This is a genomic window from Bacillus sp. FSL R7-0685, from assembly GCF_038002425.1.
GTDB lineage: Bacteria > Bacillota > Bacilli > Bacillales > Bacillaceae > Bacillus > Bacillus subtilis.
In genome coordinates, this window is record NZ_JBBOCN010000001.1 from 2,617,425 (window position 1) to 2,637,310 (window position 19,886).

Genomic DNA, 19,886 nt, shown 5'->3' on the forward strand with positions numbered 1-19,886 from the left:
GTGACTACAAAAGTAACTACTTATAAAAGTGTATCAATGCATTTGGAATAAATCAATATGGTTTGTTAAAATAGCGATTACTAAGGCAGCGATTGCTCTTTATATTGGAGGATATATGAAAGAAAATATGTTAGACATTTTAAAAAACCTCAATTTTACAGAATATGAATCGAAAGCGTATTTGGCATTATTGCAAGAATCACCTTTAACAGGCTATGCCGTTGCCAAAAAATCCGGAGTGCCCCGTTCTAAAATTTATGAAGTATTGGAAAGCCTTGTCATAAGGGGAGATGTTTTTGTCAGTCATGGAAATACGCCTCAGTATGTTCCAGTCCCCGCAAAAGAACTGATTAAAAACCGCCGGCTCAAAGCGGAAGAGCATTTTGATCAGGCTGAGAAATATTTTGAAAAGTTCGAGCAGACTGCTAATGACCGGGAAAACATCTGGAATATCACCGGCCGCAGTGAAATTCTTGAAAAGGTGAAGGCTTGTATCTTATCCGCCAAAAAAAGAATCCTCTTAGAAATATGGAAAGAGGATTTTGAGGAGATAGAATCAGAGCTCAAACAGGCGGCAGATCAAGGCGTTATTGTCACCATTATTGCGTACGGAGACATCGTATCTGATTTTGCCAATGTTTACCTTCATGATATGAGCAGTGAAATTACAGAAGAGTATGACGGACGGTGGCTTGTCTATAGCGGAGATGATTCAGAAGTAGTAGCGGGCATTGTCTCACTTGGCAATGACAGCCGTGCTGCATGGACGATGCATGTAGGTTTAGTCATGCCTATTACTGAAGTGATCATTCATGATCTGTACCTCATGGAAATTCTGAAAAAGCATAGAGAGCTATTAGAAGAGAGCTTCGGGAAAAATCTCATCCAGTTGCGCCGTAAATTTTCTATTCACTCAGATTTCAAGAAACATTATTTGGAATAATGTTTGGCATCTCTTACCCCAAAAACAAGGCTTGTACAAAACAAGCCTTGTTTTTTTATGCATAAACCCCCCATGCTGATTTACTTCTCTCTTTTAAAAAAATGTGATTCTGCGCAAACTATTTTTCAGCCTGCCGCGTCTATCCTAGGTAACAGCCTACGATATACGTATATTCAAAAAGGAGCCCTTTATTGCAATGAAGAAAAAACAAACAACAAAAGCGTTGCTTGTCACATGCATAACTGACCATAAGCAAGATTTCTACAGGTTGGCTTTCAGTTATGTGAAAAATCAAGATGACGCATTAGATATTGTTCAGGAATCTATAAAAAAAGCGCTGAGCTCAGTTGAAACGGTCAGGAACCCTGGGACGATAAAAAGCTGGTTTTATAAAATTTTAGTACGGACAGCCATTGATTTTTTGCGCAAACAAAAAAAGATAAGAGTGATGGACGACGAAACGATAGAATTTTCAAGCAAAGGAAAGGAAGACCATTACAAGGATACTGATCTCCATGAAGCGCTTGACGAATTGCCGTACCGCTATAAAACCATTATTATTTTACGTTTTTTTGAAGACCTCAAATTAGAAGAAATTGCGGAAATTACAGGAGAAAACACGAATACCGTCAAAACGCGCCTATACAGAGCATTGAAGCTGATGCGCATTCAATTGACGAAGGAGGATCTTTCTTAATGGATAAGAGATTACAGCAATTAAGAGAAGAATATAAAAATGTTCAGATTCCTAAAGAATTGGATATCATTGTTGAAAAAGCCCTTCAGCAAGAACCAAAAAAGAAAAGAATCGTCATGTGGCCGACATCAGCAGCAATCGCTGCAGCTATTTTATTCACTGCGCTTGTTAATATCAACCCGGACGCCGCTCAGGCTATGTCCAAGATCCCTGTCATCGGCAAAATCGTCAAAGCGATCACCTTTATTGAAATCAAAGAGGAAAAAGACCAATCAAGCATTGATGTCAAAACACCTGCTTTGTCCGGGCTTTCTAATAAAGAGCTTGAAAACAGCATTAACCAGAAATACTTGAAAGAAAGCCAGCAGCTGTATAAAGAGTTTATACAGTCCACATCCAAAAACAAAAAAGGGCATCTCAGCATCTACAGTGATTACGAGACGGTCACAGACACGCCAGATTTACTCTCTATCCGGCGCAATATTGAAACAACACAAGCATCTTCCTACACACAAAGCCGTTATATTACAATTGACAAAAAGAATGATATTTTACTTACATTAAAAAGCTTATTCAAAGATGAGCGCTATATCAAAGTCATCAGTCAAAACATCAAAGAACAAATGAAACAGCAAATGAAGGAAGATCCAAATAAAATATATTGGCTCACTGACGAAGATGCAGAACCGTTCAAAACGATTCTTCCTGATCAGACGTTTTACATTACTGAAGACCATAAACTTGTGATCTCATTTGACGAATATGAAGTCGCCCCCGGCTATATGGGCGTTACAGAGTTTACAATTCCAACCGGCGTCATTTCAAACTTGCTCGTGGGAGAACGTTATATTCGATAAAATAAAAACATCCATCTAAGATTATGGATGTTTTCTCTCTTCTCTATTCGAGGTCGTAACCTCGCTACCAAAAACAACGAGAATATTTGCATACTATTGGAGGAATACCCATGTATCACAAGACACAGCATCATCGATACATTCCTGGACTTGATGGCCTTCGGGCTTTCGCCGTCCTGTCAGTTATCGCTTATCACCTAAATTTCAATTGGGCTAACGGTGGTTTTATCGGAGTTGATATCTTTTTTGTTTTATCCGGATATTTGATTACATCTATTCTATTACCGGCATATGGAAATGATATCAATCTTGATTTTCGGGATTTTTGGGTGCGCCGCATTCGGCGGCTTATGCCAGCGGCTTACCTTATGATCTTTTCCACTGTTGTGTGGGTCGTATTGTTTGATCGAGAACTATTACACACTGTACGTGGAGATGCGATCTCTTCTCTCTTTTATATGAGCAATTGGTGGTTTATTTTTCACAAGCTATCATATTTTGATAGTTTCGGTTCCCCATCACCTCTAAAAAACCTTTGGTCGCTGGCGATTGAAGAACAATTTTATATCATATGGCCGATGTTTTTAGTTGTTGGAATGTACATACTGAAAAGCCGCGCCAGATTGGCTGCGGTGATATCATTGCTTGTGCTTTGTTCAGCCGTGATGATGAGCGTACTGTATGAACCTGGCGGAGATCCGAGCCGCGTTTACTATGGCACAGACACTCGTTCGTTTGAACTTCTCATCGGATGTGCCTTGGCTTTGGTATGGCCGATGAAAAGGCTGTCTTCCAACAGGCTGCCAAGCAAACTGAAGCACACTTTGCACGCCACTGAATTTTTGGCATTTTGTATTTTAGTGTTGTGTGTCTATTTCACAGATGAATACGAGCCTTTTCTTTACAGAGGCGGAATGCTATTCATTAGCGTGACTGCCGCAATCCTTATTGCATGTGTTTGCCATCCGAGCAGCTTTTTAGGCAATCTGCTTTCATGGAGGCCGCTTCGGTGGCTTGGAACGAGGTCTTACGGAATTTATCTTTGGCACTACCCTGTTATTGTGTTAAGCACGCCAGTTCAAGAAATCGGAAACCCTGTTTTTTGGCATATCGTGCTAAAGGTCATTGTGACATGTATACTTGCCGAGCTTTCCTACCATTTTATTGAGAAGCCGATACGGACACAGGGATTTAGGTCATTTTTCCGCCGTGTTTTTATACATAGAATCAAGGAATGGAAAACGACATCTGTCATCAGCAAAATGTCAATTGGTTTCATCATTTTCGCTATACTTATTTTTGCAGGCGGGCTGTCAGGGCTAGCCGGCGAGCAAAAGCACCCTACCAAATGGACCTATAGCTCACAAGAAACAAATGCTGACACCAGCCAAGCTTCTGGGGATGAAAAGGATGCTGCAGCAGATAAAAAACACAATCCTGAACAAAAAACACCAGGCTCCAAGCAAGGACAAAAGGAAAATAAAAATAATGGGCAAGAGACTCATAAAAAGAAAGACACGCAATCTCAACAGTCGAAAGAACCCGCAGACACTGCGAAAGAAGTGTTAGCTATAGGCGATTCCGTCATGCTTGATATTTCTTCACACCTGCATCAGTCACTTTCAAATGTGACGATTGATGGAAAGGTGGGAAGACAAATGTCTCAAGCTTTGGAACTCGCAAAGGAATACAAGTCTTTTAATCAGCCCAACAAGGCTGTCATCATTGAGCTTGGAACCAATGGCTACTTTACAAACAGCCAAATCGAACAACTGCTTCAATCTTTCTCAAAAGCCCATATTTATCTCGTCAATACACGGGTTCCCCGCCAATGGGAAAGCAAGGTTAATGAATCTTTACAGCACCAGGCAAGCGCACATCAAAATGTTACGTTAGTTGACTGGCATACAGAAGCCCTTCGGCATCCGGAATATTTTACCCCTGATGGTGTTCACTTGGTTCCTAAAGGGGCAAAAGCTTTGACTGCTCTTATTGTTCAGGCGATGAAATCGTAAAAAAGAGATCCTATACGGATCACTTTTTTACTTTAGTTTCTGATCGTTGATTATGTCTTCTTTCAGCAAGGCAGCCCTTATGTTTACATGCCGTTTACGTAAGGGTAAGCCAAAATTGAATGGAGGGATGATAATGAAAGGAAATGAAGAACATGACATCCAAAAAGAGCTGAAACGATATGAGCTTTTTTTCAAAAAACGATATAAGGTTCTTTATACAGTAAACGATTTTATCATCGGTGCTTTGTTCCTCGTTGGAAGCTTTTTCTTTTTCTATGACCGTTTAAAGTCGGCAGGGATATGGCTGTTTGCGGTCGGAAGTTTGCTGCTGTTAATCAGGCCGACCATTCGGCTGATTCATGACCTTCATTACCGTAAACATGTGGAACGGCAATTCAAGCATCAATCTTCAACAGATGACTGATCTTAAGGAATAAGAAAGAACAAAATGCCAAAAGCCTGAGTTGAAAATCGAAAACAAGACTTTTAGACTATTTATTTTTAAAAATAAGGTAAAAAGAACTAAACTTTTGCCTCTGCATGACGATATGAATAATAAGGCCGGCGCGATACTCCCTATAACATCCTTTTCAGTAGATTTCATTATCGTGCCGGTTTTCTCATATGCAAAGCAATCCCGCCAATCAGATTGGCGGGATTTTATATTTTACATTCCTGTCCAAACGTCTTTCACATAACGTCTTTGATCTTGCAGCTTTTGCAGCCATTCAGCTGATTCTTCCTGACTTGCTCCTTTTTCAGCTTCATACGCCAATCGCAAAGTTTTCTCTACATCAGGAGCCATTTGCGATCCATCACCGCATACGTAAATATGAGCCCCTTTTTCAATGAGTGTCATCAATTTCTGCGTATCTTGCTTGAGCAAGTGCTGGACATATCCTTTTGGTTCGTTTTCGACGCGCGAGTAGCATCGGCGGATTGTGACCAAACCGTCCTGTTCCGCTTGATCCAGCTCTTCTCTGTAAAGGTCGTCATGGTCCGGGCGGCGGCAGCCGAAGTATAAAAGTGCTTCACCAAGGGTGCTTCCTTCCTTCTTCAAAACCGATCTTGCCTGAATAAAGCCCCTGAATGGTGCAATTCCTGTGCCCGGCCCGATCATAATCATAGGCGTTTCAGGCTCATCCGGCATCTGGAATCCGGACTGCGGTGTACGAATGAAGCAGGCTGCTGCATCACCTGTATTCAATTCTGCTAAGTAATTAGAGGCAACACCCCGGTATTCACCTCGGCCGCTCCATGCTGAGGCTTTCACAACTCCTACCGTCATGCTCACGATATTTGCATGAACTTTCGGTGAGCTTGAAATGGAATAGTATCTCGGTTTTAGTGATGGCAAAAGTGCTAAAAACCGTTCAAACGGCATTTCGCAGGCAGGATAATCCTCTAAAAAATCAAGCATGGTAAGACGTTTTGCAAGTACCTGCTCTTTGTAAATGCCATCATCTGAAACGAGCTGTTCCAGCTCTTTTTGATGCGGCGGACAAACTGTATAAGAGGCCAGCTCCCGAAGCTGAAGCCTTGATGCCGGTTCCTGCAGCTCTACATAGGACGACAATAAATCCACTACTTTGATTGGCCGATCCATCGGCAGATGAGCCATATGAGCGCTTCCGCTTACTTTTATCACATGATTGGACTGCAAACCGAATCGGCTGAGAACCCGCTGAACAAGCTCCCTGCTGTTCTTCGGCAGGATTCCGATATGATCGCCTTCTTTATATGTTTTACCAGCCGGAATTTCCAATTCAATATGGCGGGTTGAACGCGTGCTGGCAGCTGTCTGGAGTTCTCGATTCTCTAATACAATCCCTTCAAACGCGCCATATGCTTTAGCAACCGGCGTTTCCGTCGCTTCACTGAGAAAAGTAATCGATAATGAAGGCCTGTCTTCTTTCTGGGCTAATTCGTTAATATCAAATGCGTCCATCGTTTCCTTCCAGAAGCGGTTTTCCCAAGACTCGCGATGGCTTTCAAAATCATCGGCGGCGTCACCTTCCCCAATCGCTGTTAAACGCGATGCCCCCTTTGCTTTCATCATGTCATCAATCAGGCGGGGAATCCGCTGATACGTGCTGGCCCAGCTCCGGTTCCCGCAGCCGAATACCGCATAGGAAACACCTTTCAATTGGCCTTCCTCAAGCTCTTTCAGCCACTCTACAAAGCCGGCAGCATTATCAGGCGGCGCCCCATTATAAGAAGCCGTTACAATGACGACTGCCCCTTCTTCAGGGAGCTTGCCGATATAATCATCAAGCGGAGCCGTTTCAGCTGTAAAGCCCATCTGGCAGCCTTGAGCAACCAGTTCACCGGCTATTCCCTCAGCTGTCCCAAGGTTTGAACCGTAAAGAACGAGTAAAGGTGTGCCGTGTTTAGGTTTGGTTTCTTTTGGCTTTGTTTCTGCTTTGATGTCTGCCTGTTCTTTTCTCTGTACATTGATTGCCGCTGTTTTCCGCGGTTTCACAGTAATTTTAAAATCATCCGGCTTGATCGTTAATGCTTCTTTGATTTTTAGTTCGTAGCCAGTATGGTTTATCAATTCAAAATGCTTTAATACAAGACCGAGAACCATTGTCGCTTCTTGAAGAGCAAACTGCATGCCAATACAAGCGCGCTGCCCATTTCCAAACGGCTTATACGCATGGTGAGGGATACTTGAAGGATCCTCAAACCGTTCCGGACGGAAATCTTCCGCATCCGGTCCCCAAGCGTTTTGATCCCGGTGCAGTTTTGGAATTAAAACAGTGACTGGCTGCCCTTTGCTGATCGGATATTCCCCGCCTAGAACAGTATCCTCCTTCGCATATAGAGAAAAAGCCGGAGCTGTTGGATACAGTCTGAGGGTTTCATTTAAAACCATCCGAATGTATTTGAGCTGCTGGATTTGTTTATATTCAGGCGTGTCATCCGTTAACACGCAATCCGCTTCCTCCTGAGCTTTTTTCAGTTTTTCCGGATGTGTAAGCAGACAATAAATCGCAAAGGAAAGCAACCCGCTTGTTGTCTCATGTCCAGCAATTAAAAATGTGATGATTTGATACCTTATGTTTTCATCATCCAGCGTTTCACCGGTTACTGGATCTTTGGCATAAAGCATGAGAGACAAGAGATCCTTGATGTTTTCATCCGGATTCGCCTTTCGCTCCGCTATCATTCTATCGACCAGGGAGTTCATGACTTCTATATCCTTTTGGAACTGCAGCTTCGTTTTCACCATCATTTTATCTTGCAGGCCCAGTCTTTTCGATTGATTCATCGCCTCTTTTAAGGCACGGAGCATACTGGTGATAAACGGATGCTGTGAATCACGGTAAAAGCTGTTGAATCGATAGTTAAACCCGCATAACCCAATCGTATCAAGCGTCAGACGTGTCATGTCGTCCGCTACATCAATTTCTTCATTAGGGTTTAACCGGCTCCATTTTTGAATCAGCTGGGTTGCGATATCCAGCATCATAGAATGATAGCCTTTCATCGCTTTTTGACTAAAACTCGGCAGCAAAATGCGGTGGGCTTTTTGCCAGTTCGGTTCGTGCGTCCAGCTTGTAAATAAGCCATCTCCTCCGAACTCACGCACCTTTTGCAAGCCTTTGCCAAGGTTCTTGTCAAAGCGGCTTTCATCACATACTTCAGCCACAAAATTGTGGCCCGAGACAAAAACACTGGATACTCCCGGAAAATCAAAACGGAAAATCGGTCCCAATTCATCAGCTATCCGCCATAAGGATTGAGAAAGCTGTTCTTTTTCCAGATGCGGAAGATTTTTTAAAGGTCCGTATGTTTTGGGCTGAGGTATTGCGCTTGCCTGTTTCATTAACATCTCCCTTTCCTATTTTTGTGATGAATGAAGCTTAATGGCGTCCCAGCAGCATTGTTCCAATTCAGTAATTAAATCAGTGTCCATCTCTATATCACCTGTTTGAACGAGCTGATATATCTTGAGAAACGCCCCTAATACAATCGCAATTAACACATTAGAGGGCAGGCTGCGAATCACGCCTTCCGCTTTTCCCTTATTAAAATAGTCATCAAGCATTTGAGTCAGATTTTCTATCATTTCTTTGCTTGTATGATTTAAGTAATGAGCGTCTTTTTTGGTTTCAAGAAAAAAAAGCGCATAGTCGCTCTCTTTCGTAAACTGAACGAGACAGCAAAATACGTGGTGAAAGCCTTCTCTGACAGGCAATTCTGAAACGTCTTGCTTCAGTTTTTCCGTAAATCGCTGGATGCTTTCTTGAAACAGCACGTTTACGAGTGTTTCTTTGCTGTCAAAATAACGATAGATCGTTCCTGTCCCTACATGAGCACGTTCAGCTATCATAGGAATAGTGGTAGCGTCAAAACCCCTTTCCGTAAAAAGTGAGACTGACGCTTTCATAATCATGTCGTATTTACTGCTGGATGCGGATATCATGTAATCTGACAACCTCCGATTCGTTTACGGAATGAATATTCATTCCTTTTGTTCACAAAGAATGTCTGCCCTGTCTGATATCACCTCTTTGTTCTTTCTTCTGTTATAAGTTTAAATGAAAAAAACTTTTTTTAATATAAAGTATATGCAAAAAATAAAAAATTAAGAAAATATACCCAAATCCTAATGCGAGGATCTTGGATATATTTCCCGAGAAATTTTTTATTTAACAGCCACAATACATAGACAGGAATCACGCCTGATAACAGAAAGATCCCTGAAATGCTGGTCTTTCAGCAGTTGAATATACGTTTTCTCTTTTTCACCGGTATTTGTGTCAATACTGATATAAAACCGGCCGTCAATTTGAAGCACCCTGTAAATTTCTCTTAATGCAAGCCTAATATTGGTGCAGCTTTGAACCGTATGTAAAGAAAAGACTTTATTAAAGGTACGGTCATCAAAGGGAATGTCCTCTGGATAGCCATGAAAAACCTCCCCGTTCCCCATGTTCTTTCGATTCGCACGTGATATCTGTCTTACCTTTCGTTTTGAAGGATCAATGCTTTTTAGGCTACCCTTTTTTAGTTTCTTGGTTATGCTTTTAAAGACAGTGCCGTTTCCGATTCCAATTTCTAAAATTCTGTCATTTTCTTGTATATCTATAGAGTCAATCATCATATGCTCAATTGTTTTGGTTAGCTTATATTTCCGAGAAAATAATTTCCAAAAATCCGATCGTTTATAGAGTCTATTTTCTAGCATTTTAAACACCTGCTTTTGGTTTCCTATGTTTATTTATTATCTTAAAAAAATAAACATCATCTTCATTTCTAAAAGTGAAGGAAGGTACCAACTAGACGGCAATGTATTGAAAAATGTTTCAATAGAACTAAACTTTTTCATTTTTTTCCGAAAAAAAAGCAGAAAACATAATGTTTTCTGCCCTCTTTCTAATGCCAATGATAAGGGAATACATACAGCCTTTGCTGCTGCATTGCCATCAGCCTCTGCTGTCGGAATGGATTTCCATAACCATGTTTGAAGGAATGCGGCATGGACGCATAACCATGGCCAATCGACGGCAGTCTTTTTTGATAATCGTTCATCATGCCATCACCTGCCTCACAATAACGTTGATTTACTATATGCAGGCGCGCATTTTCTTGACAGCTATTTCGCTAAACTTGGTCCTTCTCCATTGTATAATGCATCAATAGTTCCATTCTAAGCATATGCCATTCCCCCTTCAGTTTTTTTCGTTGCTTTTAGCGCCAGTTTGTTAAATAAAGATGCTTTAACTGAGACTCTTTCATTTCATCATAAATTTGTTCAATCTGCTGTTCTCGTTCGAATTCTTCCAGGCTTTTAAACCGTTTTTTAATCGTTAACGTTAAAAAGAATAGGTTAATCGTCATATCGCTCACCCCCTTTCAAAGTCCGCATCAAGCGAAATAACCCGCGGCACAACCCTTCTGCCGCGGGCAAATAAAAACCGCAGACAAAAGAAGACACCAATGCCTCTACTGCCTGCGGGGAGTTGCGTATGTCCGACTATTCCGAATTTAATGCGTGCGATAAGCATCGGTTAAGGAAGGACACGAACTCTTCCACAGGCTGAATAAACCATGAACTTTTACATGTGTATCACGTACAGGTTGACGTCGTTGTCTCATTGTCATTTTGGTTCAGCCTCCTTTGCTTTTTTCTTACTTTGTAAGTATATCCACCAAATTCCATTTTGTAAACATCTTTTTCTAAAAATGGACGGAAATTGTGCAAATCATCGAATGGATTTGCCCGTTGGTCATGACACCTGCTTCATTTCTTTTCTGGAGCGGTCTTTCTTATGATATGCAATAAAATAAATGAGACCGACAAATACAGCTCCGCCGATGACATTACCGATAAAAGCCGGAATGATGTTTCCGATGAACTGCCCCCACGTGAATGAGCCTGCAAAAATGGCAGCAGGAATCACAAACATGTTGGCGACAACGTGCTGAAATCCGATAGCCACAAAAGCCATGATTGGGAACCAGATGCCAAGGATTTTTCCTGCTGCGTCTTGGGCGCCGAAAGAAAGCCACACTGCAAGACATACAAGCCAGTTACAGCCGATGGCGGAAATGAGAACCTTGCCAAAGCTCATATCAAGCTTTCCTTGGGCAACGGCAATCGTTTTTTCTAAATAAGGACCTGTTTCAGTCAATCCAACCAAATGCCCGAAAAAGTAAGCAACAAACAATGCGCCGATTAAGTTCATAATTGTGACGATTCCCCAGTTAATCGCTAACTCTTTTACTGATATTTTTCTCGAAAATAACGCCATCGCAACTGACATCATATTGCCTGTGATCAGTTCAGCGCCAGCGAGAACGACAAGGATCAGGCCGACTGGAAATACTGCTGCACCAATCAAACTGGACAGGCTCCCCCATTCTTTCGGAAGATCGCCAATTACCCTGATATCAAGCAAATACCCAAGCGCGATAAATGCACCGCCTAAAAACCCCAGCACAAGCAGTGACGGCAGCGGGAGCTTTATTTTTTTCATCCCTGCTTCAATTGCTGCTTCCGCTATTTCATCCGGTTTTCGAAAAGCCATAATAAAACGCCTCCATTACTTCTTCTTTTCTCACAGTTATGCAAGAAAGGCAATAAAAAAGGCAGCACTCAAATAACCTGTGTCAAACCAGGCGTTTGAATGCTGCCTAACTTGTATGCATACCCATACAACAATATCAAGCAGTATATAAGATATTGAAAGAGAATATATACAGTTCGTGCATACATTCCATTGCTTTAGCCTTCTATAACTGTAGCAACATCATATCAAATGTGACAAATTTGTGTCAATGACAAATATACTAGCTTTGCAGAGCTTCTTTTTGCTCATCTATTTTTCGGTCAAAAACAAATACAGATACAGCGATGTTTTCCTCAATTTTAATATCAGAAAACAAATGGACTAGCTTAGCTCCCATAAGTTCCTCCATTCCTTCCGGTGTTTGTTTGGAATAAAGGTCTTGAATTAGGCTTGTCCGGGCGGCATGTACCATCTCTCTTCCTTCAGGCGTGCGGGCAATAAACTGCTCGCTTGCACTCAGATTTCCGTATAGTGTTGAAACTGCCATGTTTTCTACAAATACAGTATGAATTCTCTCAGGCCCTTTTCCGAACAATTCTTTGCGAAGTTTTCGAATAATATCATTGAATTCATGAATTTTTTTAGACATGCTGATTACCCCTTCCGATATTGCCTTATAAAGGCTTTTCCCGGTTCCCCTCAGGACATTTCACTTGGTTAAAATTTTCCTGCCATATTGTATTATAATAAATATCACATTATAATAAAAGCAGTGTTGATGGATTTGTAATAGGATCTTGTTATGAGTCTATCGTTTTATAAAAATCAAGGATTGGTCTGTTAGTAAGACTTGCTAGTGAACTATTCCGCCATGTGTGTTTACACCTTCTTAGAATTAAGGGCAGGTGTATCTATACATGGCTTTTTTTGACTTCTTGAAAGAAAGATGGAGGGGAATATGAATATGATGGACGTTAAGTCGATCAGTGTCCGTGTAGACGGAACAGAAATTCAAGCACGAGCAGGGGCCACAATTTTAGATATTTTAAATGAAAACGGAATTGAGTACCCGCAGATTTGCCACGTACCAGAGGTTGACCCGATTCAAACTTGTGATACTTGCATAGTAGAGGCAAACGGCAAGCTGGTTCGTTCATGCGCGACGGTTGCAGAAAACGGGATGTCTATTGATCTTTCAGGAAATCGAGTGAAAGAAGCGCAAACCGAAGCGATGGACCGCCTTCTTGAAAATCATTTGCTGTATTGTACAGTTTGCGATAACAACAATGGAAACTGTACGCTGCATAATACAGCGGAAATGATGGGGATCGAGCATCAAAAATACCCATACACGCCAAAAGAAGATCCTTCTTGCGCGGTTGATATGTCTCATCCTTTTTACCGCTATGATCCAAACCAATGTATTGCCTGCGGCCAGTGTGTTGAGGTCTGTCAAAACCTTCAGGTAAATGAAACACTCTCAATCGACTGGGAACGCGAACGCCCTCGCGTCATTTGGGATGAGGGAGTTCCGATCAATGAATCTTCCTGTGTCAGCTGCGGTCAGTGTGTAACAGTATGTCCATGTAATGCACTGATGGAAAAATCAATGCTCGGGCAGGCTGGTTTTATGACAGGCATTAAAGAGGACGTCATGGAACCGATGATTGATCTCGTGAAAAATGTTGAACCGGGGTATGGCAGCATTTTTGCCATTTCTGAAGTCGAAGCGGCAATGCGTGAAACGAGAACGAAAAAAACGAAAACTGTATGTACGTTCTGCGGTGTCGGATGTTCATTTGAAGTATGGACAAAAGGACGGGATATTTTAAAGATCCAGCCTGTTTCTGATGCTCCGGTTAACGCAATTTCCACATGTGTCAAAGGGAAATTCGGCTGGGATTTTGTCAATTCAAAAGAGCGGATCACAAAGCCTTTAATCCGTAAAAACGGAGCCTTTGTGGAATCTTCTTGGGAAGAAGCCCTCGATCTTGTCGCAAGCAGATTAGGATCAATTAAAGAGCAGTACGGTAAAGGCTCTGTAGGGTTTATTTCTTCTTCTAAAATTACGAATGAAGAAAACTACGTCATTCAAAAACTAGCGCGTCAGGTATTTGAAACAAACAACGTCGATAACTGCTCACGCTACTGCCAGTCTCCTGCTACAGACGGATTGTTCCGCACTGTCGGCATGGGCGGTGACGCCGGCACGATTAAAGATATTGCCAAAGCAGGCCTGGTCATCATTGTCGGTGCCAATCCGGCGGAAGGACACCCAGTGCTCGCAACACGCGTCAAACGGGCACACAAGCTCCACGGTCAAAAACTGATTGTTGCTGACCTGCGTAAAAATGAGATGGCTGAGCGATCTGATCTGTTCATCAGCCCTAAACAAGGCACAGACCAAGTTTGGCTGATGGCTGTTACGAAATATATGATCGACCAAGGCTGGCACGATCAGGCGTTTATTGATGAGAACGTCAATTACTTTGAAGATTATAAAGAAACCCTTAAAACGTATACGCTTGATTATGCAGAACGCATCACAGGCCTTTCAAAAGAAAACATCATTCAAATTGCTGAAATGATTCGTGATGCTGACGGCACTTGTGTCCTTTGGGGAATGGGTGTCACACAAAATACAGGCGGTTCTGATACATCAGCAGCCATTTCAAACCTGCTTCTCGCTACGGGCAACTATCGCCGTCCAGGTGCCGGCGCTTATCCTCTGCGCGGACACAATAACGTGCAAGGCGCATGTGATATGGGAACATTGCCTGGCTGGCTGCCGGGATATCAGCATATTACAGATGACAAAGCACGCGCTAAATTTGAAGAGGCATATGGTGTCGAGATTGATGGAAAGCCTGGTTTAGATAATATTCAAATGCTTCATGCCATTGAAGAAGGAAAAATGAAAGCTATGTATCTTGTCGGTGAGGATATGGCACTGGTCGATTCAAACGCGAACCATGTGCATGATATTTTATCAAGCCTTGATTTCTTCGTGGTACAGGACATCTTCCTGTCAAGAACAGCTCAATATGCTGATGTCGTCTTGCCGGCCACTCCTTCACTTGAAAAAGACGGAACATTTACCAACACAGAACGCCGTGTCCAGCGATTGTATCAGGCGCTTCCGACGCTTGGTGACGCAAAACCGGACTGGTGGATTATTCAAGAGGTGGCAAACCGTTTAGGAGCGAATTGGAATTACAGCCATCCAAGTGACATTTTCTCTGAAATGGCAAGTCTTTCTCCTCTGTTTGCCAAAGCAAGCTATGAGGTGCTTGAAGGCTGGAACAGCTTCCTATGGGGCAGCTTCACAGGTGAAAGCACACCGCTTCTGTATGAAGACGGATTTAATTTCCCTGACAAAAAAGCCCGCTTTGCCCTTTCTGATTGGACCGAGCCAGCGGCATTTCCGGAGGAATATGACCTTCATATCAATAACGGCCGGATGCTGGAGCATTTCCACGAAGGAAACATGACAAATAAATCGAAAGGCATCCAAGCGAAAGTGCCGAATGTATTCGTTGAGATCTCACCTGAGCTTGCACAAGAGCGAGGTGTTTGTGACGGTTCGCTTGTACGGCTCGTTTCTCCGTTCGGAGCAGTCAAATTGAACGCGCTGATCACAGACCGGGTACGGAAAAATGAACTCTATTTGCCAATGAACTCGACAGACAAGGAGTCAGCGATTAACTTCTTGACGGGCCCTGCAGCTGATAAACGGACGAACACGCCTGCTTATAAACAGACAAAGGTCCGCATGGAAGTGCTTGGCGGCTGTGAAACAGCGCCGCTTCCAAAAACAAATCCGCGCAACAAAAAACGGCATCCGCAAAACGGAGTCGAAGCAGAAAGAAAATGGAACCGCCCTGGCTATGTACATCTGACTGATTAAACGATAGGAGGAAAACGAATGGCCACTCCGATTACGACGATCAAAAAAGAAACAAAAACAGCTGAGCAAATTAAGCTTGAAAAAATAGAAGAACTGAAAGAGCTGCTGGCGGAAAATGAGGACGCCGTCTCTAAAACGATGACGTTAATGAATGAACTCAATGATCTTGGAATTTTTGATGCGGCAACAAGCATGCTCAGAGCGAAGGAAGACATTGCCAAGATTGCGCTTGGCCAAGTTTCCCGCGAGCCTGTCACCAACCTCATCAACACGATGATGGCCGCCGGAGGCGCATTGACAAAAGCCGATCCTGAGTTTACAGCAAAGCTTTTAGAAAGCGTAATGGCTGGGACTGAACAGGCACAAAGCTTTTTAAAAGAAGACAAGAAAGTCGGGATTCTCGACCTGTTAAAAGCAATGAACGATCCTGACATCAACAGAGCCGTCGGGTTCGGCCTTCAGTTTTTAAAAGGCATGGGAAAAGAACTTCGAGAACAATAACAGAAAAACAGCCATCTCTGATGATGGCTGTTTTTTTATTCGTCGGCTTCTTCCAGACGCTTCTTGTAAATAAGTGAACGGTCAGCGCAAAAGAAGGCACCGGCTAAAAATACGCAATCCGCTAAAAACATCGTCGATTTCTGGCCTAATGTTAAGCCTTGATCAGGGAGAACTGCGCCTATATATAAAAAAGTGCTGACTGCAAGCAATGTAAAAGCAAAATGCTTGTAGTCTTCTTTTAAAGATTTCATTCTATTTTTGTTCAAAAGAATCACCTGCCAGATTCATAGTATACGACTATTATAATATAATCCGGCGGCTTACAGAGAAAGTAATTCTATCCATTTGTTATATATTTTCAAGCGCTTGGCCGATATCTTCCAACAAGTCTTCCGCATCTTCAATTCCTACAGAAATTCTGATCAAGCCGTCCGTAATGCCGAGCTCAAGCCGGCGTTCTCTCGGAATAGAGGCATGTGTCATTCTTGCAGGAACAGAAATTAAGCTTTCAACCGCCCCCAGGCTTTCAGCAATGGTAAACAGTTTCAGATTTCCTAAAAACGCATCAACCCGTTCTTCACTGCCAATATCAAAGGAGATCATGCCGCCGAAGCCAGATCCTTGCGTTTTTGCAAGCTCATGTCCGGGATGATTTGAAGAACCAGGGTAATATAACGTTTGGACAGCAGGGTGATTCTCAAGAAAGCTTGCGATTTTCCGCGCATTTTGATCGACCGCTTCCATTCTGAGTCCCAACGTTTTGATTCCTCTCATTAACAGCCAGGAATCTTGGGGGCCGAGCACGCCGCCTGTGGAGTTTTGCACAAAATGCAGCTCTTCTCCAAGCTCTTTCGAAGCTGTCACAACTAAACCTCCGACGACATCACTGTGTCCGCCAAGATATTTTGTCGCACTGTGAAGTACGATATCAGCGCCTAAAGTAAGCGGCTGTTGAAAATAAGGAGTGTTAAAGGTGTTGTCTACGATAAGCAGAACACCCGCTTCTTTTGCGATATCAGCCATGAGCGTCAAGTCGGTGATTTTGAGCAACGGGTTAGTCGGCGTTTCAATATAAATGGCTTTTGTGTTAGGGCGAATCGCTTTTTCAACTTCTTCCCTGCTGCTCGTATCAACAAATGTTGATTCAATGCCAAGACGGTTAAGCACCTTTGTCATCACGCGGTATGTTCCGCCGTACACATCATCAGTCAACACGACATGATCTCCGCTGTTAAACAGCATCATAACCGCTGTAATGGCAGCCATTCCTGAACTGAACGCATAACCTGCTTCCCCGCCTTCCAGTTCTGTCACAAGTGCTTCGAGAGCGGTTCGAGTCGGATTGGCCGTTCTTGAATACTCGTAGCCTGTATGCTGCCCTGCTTTCGGCTGCTTGTACGTGCTTACTTGATAAATCGGCACGGAAACTGCGCCTGTTTTCTCATCACCTGTGATTCCGCCATGTATCATCAATGTTTTTTTCTTCATATCAGATGCCTCCTTCGTATATTTGTTTGCTGATATATCGATCGCTGCTGTCAGGAAATACTGTGACAATGTTAGTTCCAGCGGATGCTTTTTTCGCTTCCTCCAATGCCGCATAAAGCGCTGCACCTGAAGAGCTTCCGATCAGCAGGCCTTCTTTTTCTGCCGCTTCTTTTACAAGTCTAAACGCATTCTCATCTGTTACGGTGTAGATCTCGTCAAAATGGCTCTTATCCATATAATCGGGGATAAACTCCATGCCGATGCCTTCTGTTTTATGAGCGTGGGGCTCCCCTCCGTTTAAAATCGAGCCCTCCGGTTCAACAATCACCGTTTTGACTGCTGGATTTTTTTCTTTTAAGAAGGAAGCTGTTCCTGCGAACGTGCCCCCTGATCCTGCCCCTGCGACAAATGTATGAATATTCCCATCAAGCGCTTCCCACATTTCAGGTCCAAGCGTCTTATAGTAAGTCGATGGATTTACTCGGTTTTTAAATTGCAAAACGCAATAAGAATTTTCAATTTCAGTCTCCAGTTGAATGGCTTTTTGAATGGCGCCCTGCATTCCGTCTTGACGCGGTGTATGAATGATTGATGCGCCAAGCGCTTGCATAATTTGCTGTTTCTCTCTGCTGAAATGTTCAGGGACACAGAAAATCGCTTTCAACCCATATTTTCTGGCACTTAGCGCAAGGCCGATCCCTGTATTGCCTGCCGTAGCTTCTATAATCACTCCGCCGGGTTTTACCTTGCCTGAATCGAGCGCGTCACGAATCAGCATATTTCCCAGTCTGTCTTTGATGCTACCCCCGGGATTCATCATTTCAAGCTTGGCATACACCGCGACTCCTTCTGGAACATCAAAGTTCTTCAAGCGGAGAAGCGGTGTATTCCCAATCAGCTCGGTAATGTCCGTAATCACGGTCATATATGTCCTCCTCCTTATTAGAGGTTGTTTTTAGAAAAAACGGAGGAGAAAACGTTCTCCCCGTTTTAATGAATTCGTTTGATCACCTTTAACACAAGCTCTGTTGAATGAACAGCCGCCTGCTCTAAAAATTGGTCAAATGAAACATGTGATTCTTTGCCTGCGATATCTGATAACGCTCTGATGACAACAAACGGCGTTTTAAATTGATGGCATACTTGAGCCACTGCCGCAGCCTCCATTTCAACCGCGTACAGATCAGAAAATCTCGCACGCACCTCTTCAACCCGCTTCGGATCGTTCATGAAAGAATCGCCTGTTGCAATCGTTCCTTTTGCAACCTGAATGCCGTCGAGTTCAGATACCGCTTCTTCAGTGATGCTGATCAGCTTTTCATCCGCCGCATAAGCAGCCGGAAGACCCGGCACTTGGCCGTATTCATAGTCAAAAGCCGTTACGTCTACATCATGGTGGCGAACGTCAGTGGAAATGACGACATCCCCTACATTCAATGTATGATGAAATCCGCCGGCTGAGCCTGTGTTAATGACATAATCAGGCTTGTAACGGTCAAGCAGAAGCGTCGTGCTGATAGCAGCATTTACTTTTCCAATTCCTGATTTTAAAAGAATCACTTCAGTTCCTTCATATTCGCCTGTTGTAAATTCACAGTGTGCGATCGTTTCTGTTTTTGCATTTTCAAGTTTGTTTCTTAAGATGGTAACTTCCTCTTCCATTGCTCCGATGACTGCTAGTCTCATCTATTCACATTCCCTTCACTTTACCGTTTGATCGCCTCCATTATCCACACGAAGTCGTTTTGCTGAGTGAATCGGACTGCAAAACCTTCAGCTGTAAACATTTCTTTCAACGCATCCAATGTAGGATAATGCTCTGTCTCTAAATCATTTGCAAGCTGATAAAAGCCCTGAGAACGGGCTTTATCGATAGCCTGTTGATACGCTTGCGCATTTTCAAAGACGGTATCGGCAAACACTATTTTATCATGCAAGTGAAGGTATTTGCCATATTGCTTTATGGCAGCCCGCTTTTCTTCGTCAGTCAAATGATGAAAAGCATATGAACTGACAATCGTATCAGCCTGAAATGGCGGCTCAGGGAATGTCAGGAAGTCTCCATCAACGATTTCCGTCCTGCCTGAGAGCTTGTCAGAAGCCAGTTTACGCATTGCTGGAGAAGGTTCGATTCCAAATACAGTTTTGCCTGCATCGAGCAGCTTAGCTGTCAAATTCCCGGTCCCCGGGCCAAATTCTAACACATGCGTTCCAGATTTTCTGACGATGGCATCAAGGATATGATCGTAGCCTCTGAACGCTTCTTTATACTGAATATCTAAACCTTGTACTGTTTGATCATAAGTTGCTGCCCAATCTTCAAAGAGAGGGATAAATTCACGGCCCATATTTGTCACACTCCATATTTAATAATTCCTATAAGTATACTATGGATTAATGATGGAACAGTTCCTATAATACCACATCTTCTGAAAAGCAGGTACTAAAACACTTTG

The 19,886-nt window shown here is 42.9% G+C and carries 19 protein-coding genes; 7 read left to right on the plus strand and 12 right to left on the minus strand.

Features of this window, described 5'->3' with window-relative positions; translation table 11 throughout:
* The first annotated feature begins 115 nt into the window (after nt 1-115).
* From MKY50_RS13750 to MKY50_RS13770, 5 genes are all read left to right on the plus strand, one after another.
* Nucleotides 116-943, plus strand: coding sequence for a TrmB family transcriptional regulator (locus MKY50_RS13750; protein ID WP_040082334.1), 828 nt, complete (start codon nt 116-118; stop codon nt 941-943).
* Nucleotides 944-1,139: 196 nt separating this feature from the next.
* A complete protein-coding gene (gene sigV / locus MKY50_RS13755; RefSeq protein ID WP_341116839.1) occupies nt 1,140-1,640 on the plus strand; it encodes an RNA polymerase sigma factor SigV in 501 nt (166 codons plus the stop codon).
* Entirely contained in the window at nt 1,640-2,497 is an 858-nt protein-coding gene (gene rsiV / locus MKY50_RS13760) for an anti-sigma-V factor RsiV (RefSeq protein WP_003229823.1), read from the plus strand. Before sigV ends, rsiV begins: the two co-directional genes overlap by 1 nt.
* 110 nt (nt 2,498-2,607) lie before the next feature.
* Entirely contained in the window at nt 2,608-4,512 is a 1,905-nt protein-coding gene (gene oatA, locus MKY50_RS13765) for a peptidoglycan O-acetyltransferase OatA (protein WP_341116840.1), read from the plus strand.
* 133 nt (nt 4,513-4,645) lie between these two features.
* Entirely contained in the window at nt 4,646-4,936 is a 291-nt protein-coding gene (locus tag MKY50_RS13770) for a YrhK family protein (RefSeq protein WP_029727149.1), read from the plus strand.
* Between the two features lie 243 nt (nt 4,937-5,179).
* On the opposite strand, the gene cypB is transcribed toward MKY50_RS13770, so the two are convergent.
* From cypB to MKY50_RS13805, 7 genes are all read right to left on the minus strand, one after another.
* Nucleotides 5,180-8,344: a bifunctional cytochrome P450/NADPH--P450 reductase CypB gene (cypB, locus tag MKY50_RS13775; RefSeq protein WP_015251588.1), complete on the minus strand. Its 3,165-nt coding sequence runs from the start codon at nt 8,342-8,344 to the stop codon at nt 5,180-5,182.
* 15 nt (nt 8,345-8,359) lie between these two features.
* A complete protein-coding gene (gene fatR / locus MKY50_RS13780; RefSeq protein ID WP_213379597.1) occupies nt 8,360-8,944 on the minus strand; it encodes a TetR/AcrR family transcriptional regulator in 585 nt (194 codons plus the stop codon).
* A gap of 222 nt (nt 8,945-9,166) precedes the next feature.
* Nucleotides 9,167-9,709 carry a class I SAM-dependent methyltransferase gene (locus MKY50_RS13785; protein ID WP_041351773.1) on the minus strand — a complete coding sequence of 181 codons (543 nt, stop codon included), beginning with the start codon at nt 9,707-9,709 and terminating at the stop codon, nt 9,167-9,169.
* Nucleotides 9,710-9,897: 188 nt separating this feature from the next.
* Nucleotides 9,898-10,056 (minus strand): hypothetical protein, encoded by a 159-nt coding sequence (locus tag MKY50_RS13790; RefSeq protein ID WP_003229817.1) that lies wholly within the window; start codon nt 10,054-10,056, stop codon nt 9,898-9,900.
* Nucleotides 10,057-10,212: 156 nt separating this feature from the next.
* Entirely contained in the window at nt 10,213-10,362 is a 150-nt protein-coding gene (locus tag MKY50_RS13795) for a YrzI family small protein (RefSeq protein WP_004399102.1), read from the minus strand.
* A 389-nt stretch (nt 10,363-10,751) separates the two neighbouring features.
* A complete protein-coding gene (locus MKY50_RS13800) occupies nt 10,752-11,552 on the minus strand; it encodes a formate/nitrite transporter family protein (RefSeq protein WP_003229815.1) in 801 nt (266 codons plus the stop codon).
* A gap of 262 nt (nt 11,553-11,814) precedes the next feature.
* A complete protein-coding gene (locus MKY50_RS13805) occupies nt 11,815-12,183 on the minus strand; it encodes a DUF2294 domain-containing protein (RefSeq protein ID WP_004398508.1) in 369 nt (122 codons plus the stop codon).
* A gap of 315 nt (nt 12,184-12,498) precedes the next feature.
* On the opposite strand from MKY50_RS13805, the gene fdhF reads away from it, so the two are divergent.
* Together fdhF and MKY50_RS13815 are read left to right on the plus strand one after the other, a co-directional pair.
* Nucleotides 12,499-15,441, plus strand: a complete 2,943-nt coding sequence (gene fdhF, locus MKY50_RS13810) for a formate dehydrogenase subunit alpha (RefSeq protein ID WP_010886582.1) — start codon at nt 12,499-12,501, stop codon at nt 15,439-15,441.
* An 18-nt stretch (nt 15,442-15,459) separates the two neighbouring features.
* On the plus strand, nt 15,460-15,942 hold the full coding sequence (locus tag MKY50_RS13815; RefSeq protein WP_003246168.1) for a DUF1641 domain-containing protein: 483 nt from the start codon (nt 15,460-15,462) through the stop codon (nt 15,940-15,942).
* Nucleotides 15,943-15,977: 35 nt separating this feature from the next.
* Here the strand turns inward: MKY50_RS13815 and MKY50_RS13820 are convergent, their stop codons facing one another.
* The 5 genes from MKY50_RS13820 to MKY50_RS13840 form a co-directional block, all read right to left on the minus strand.
* Nucleotides 15,978-16,208 (minus strand): YrhC family protein, encoded by a 231-nt coding sequence (locus tag MKY50_RS13820; protein ID WP_003237358.1) that lies wholly within the window; start codon nt 16,206-16,208, stop codon nt 15,978-15,980.
* An 82-nt stretch (nt 16,209-16,290) separates the two neighbouring features.
* Complete coding sequence (locus MKY50_RS13825; RefSeq protein WP_341116842.1) at nt 16,291-17,430, minus strand: bifunctional cystathionine gamma-lyase/homocysteine desulfhydrase; 1,140 nt, start codon at nt 17,428-17,430, stop codon at nt 16,291-16,293.
* Nucleotide 17,431: 1 nt separating this feature from the next.
* Entirely contained in the window at nt 17,432-18,355 is a 924-nt protein-coding gene (locus MKY50_RS13830; protein ID WP_341116843.1) for an O-acetylserine dependent cystathionine beta-synthase, read from the minus strand.
* A gap of 65 nt (nt 18,356-18,420) precedes the next feature.
* Nucleotides 18,421-19,116, minus strand: a complete 696-nt coding sequence (gene mtnN / locus MKY50_RS13835) for a 5'-methylthioadenosine/S-adenosylhomocysteine nucleosidase (protein WP_009967881.1) — start codon at nt 19,114-19,116, stop codon at nt 18,421-18,423.
* Nucleotides 19,117-19,136: 20 nt separating this feature from the next.
* On the minus strand, nt 19,137-19,778 hold the full coding sequence (locus tag MKY50_RS13840; RefSeq protein ID WP_003229807.1) for a class I SAM-dependent DNA methyltransferase: 642 nt from the start codon (nt 19,776-19,778) through the stop codon (nt 19,137-19,139).
* Nucleotides 19,779-19,886: the final 108 nt, after the last annotated feature.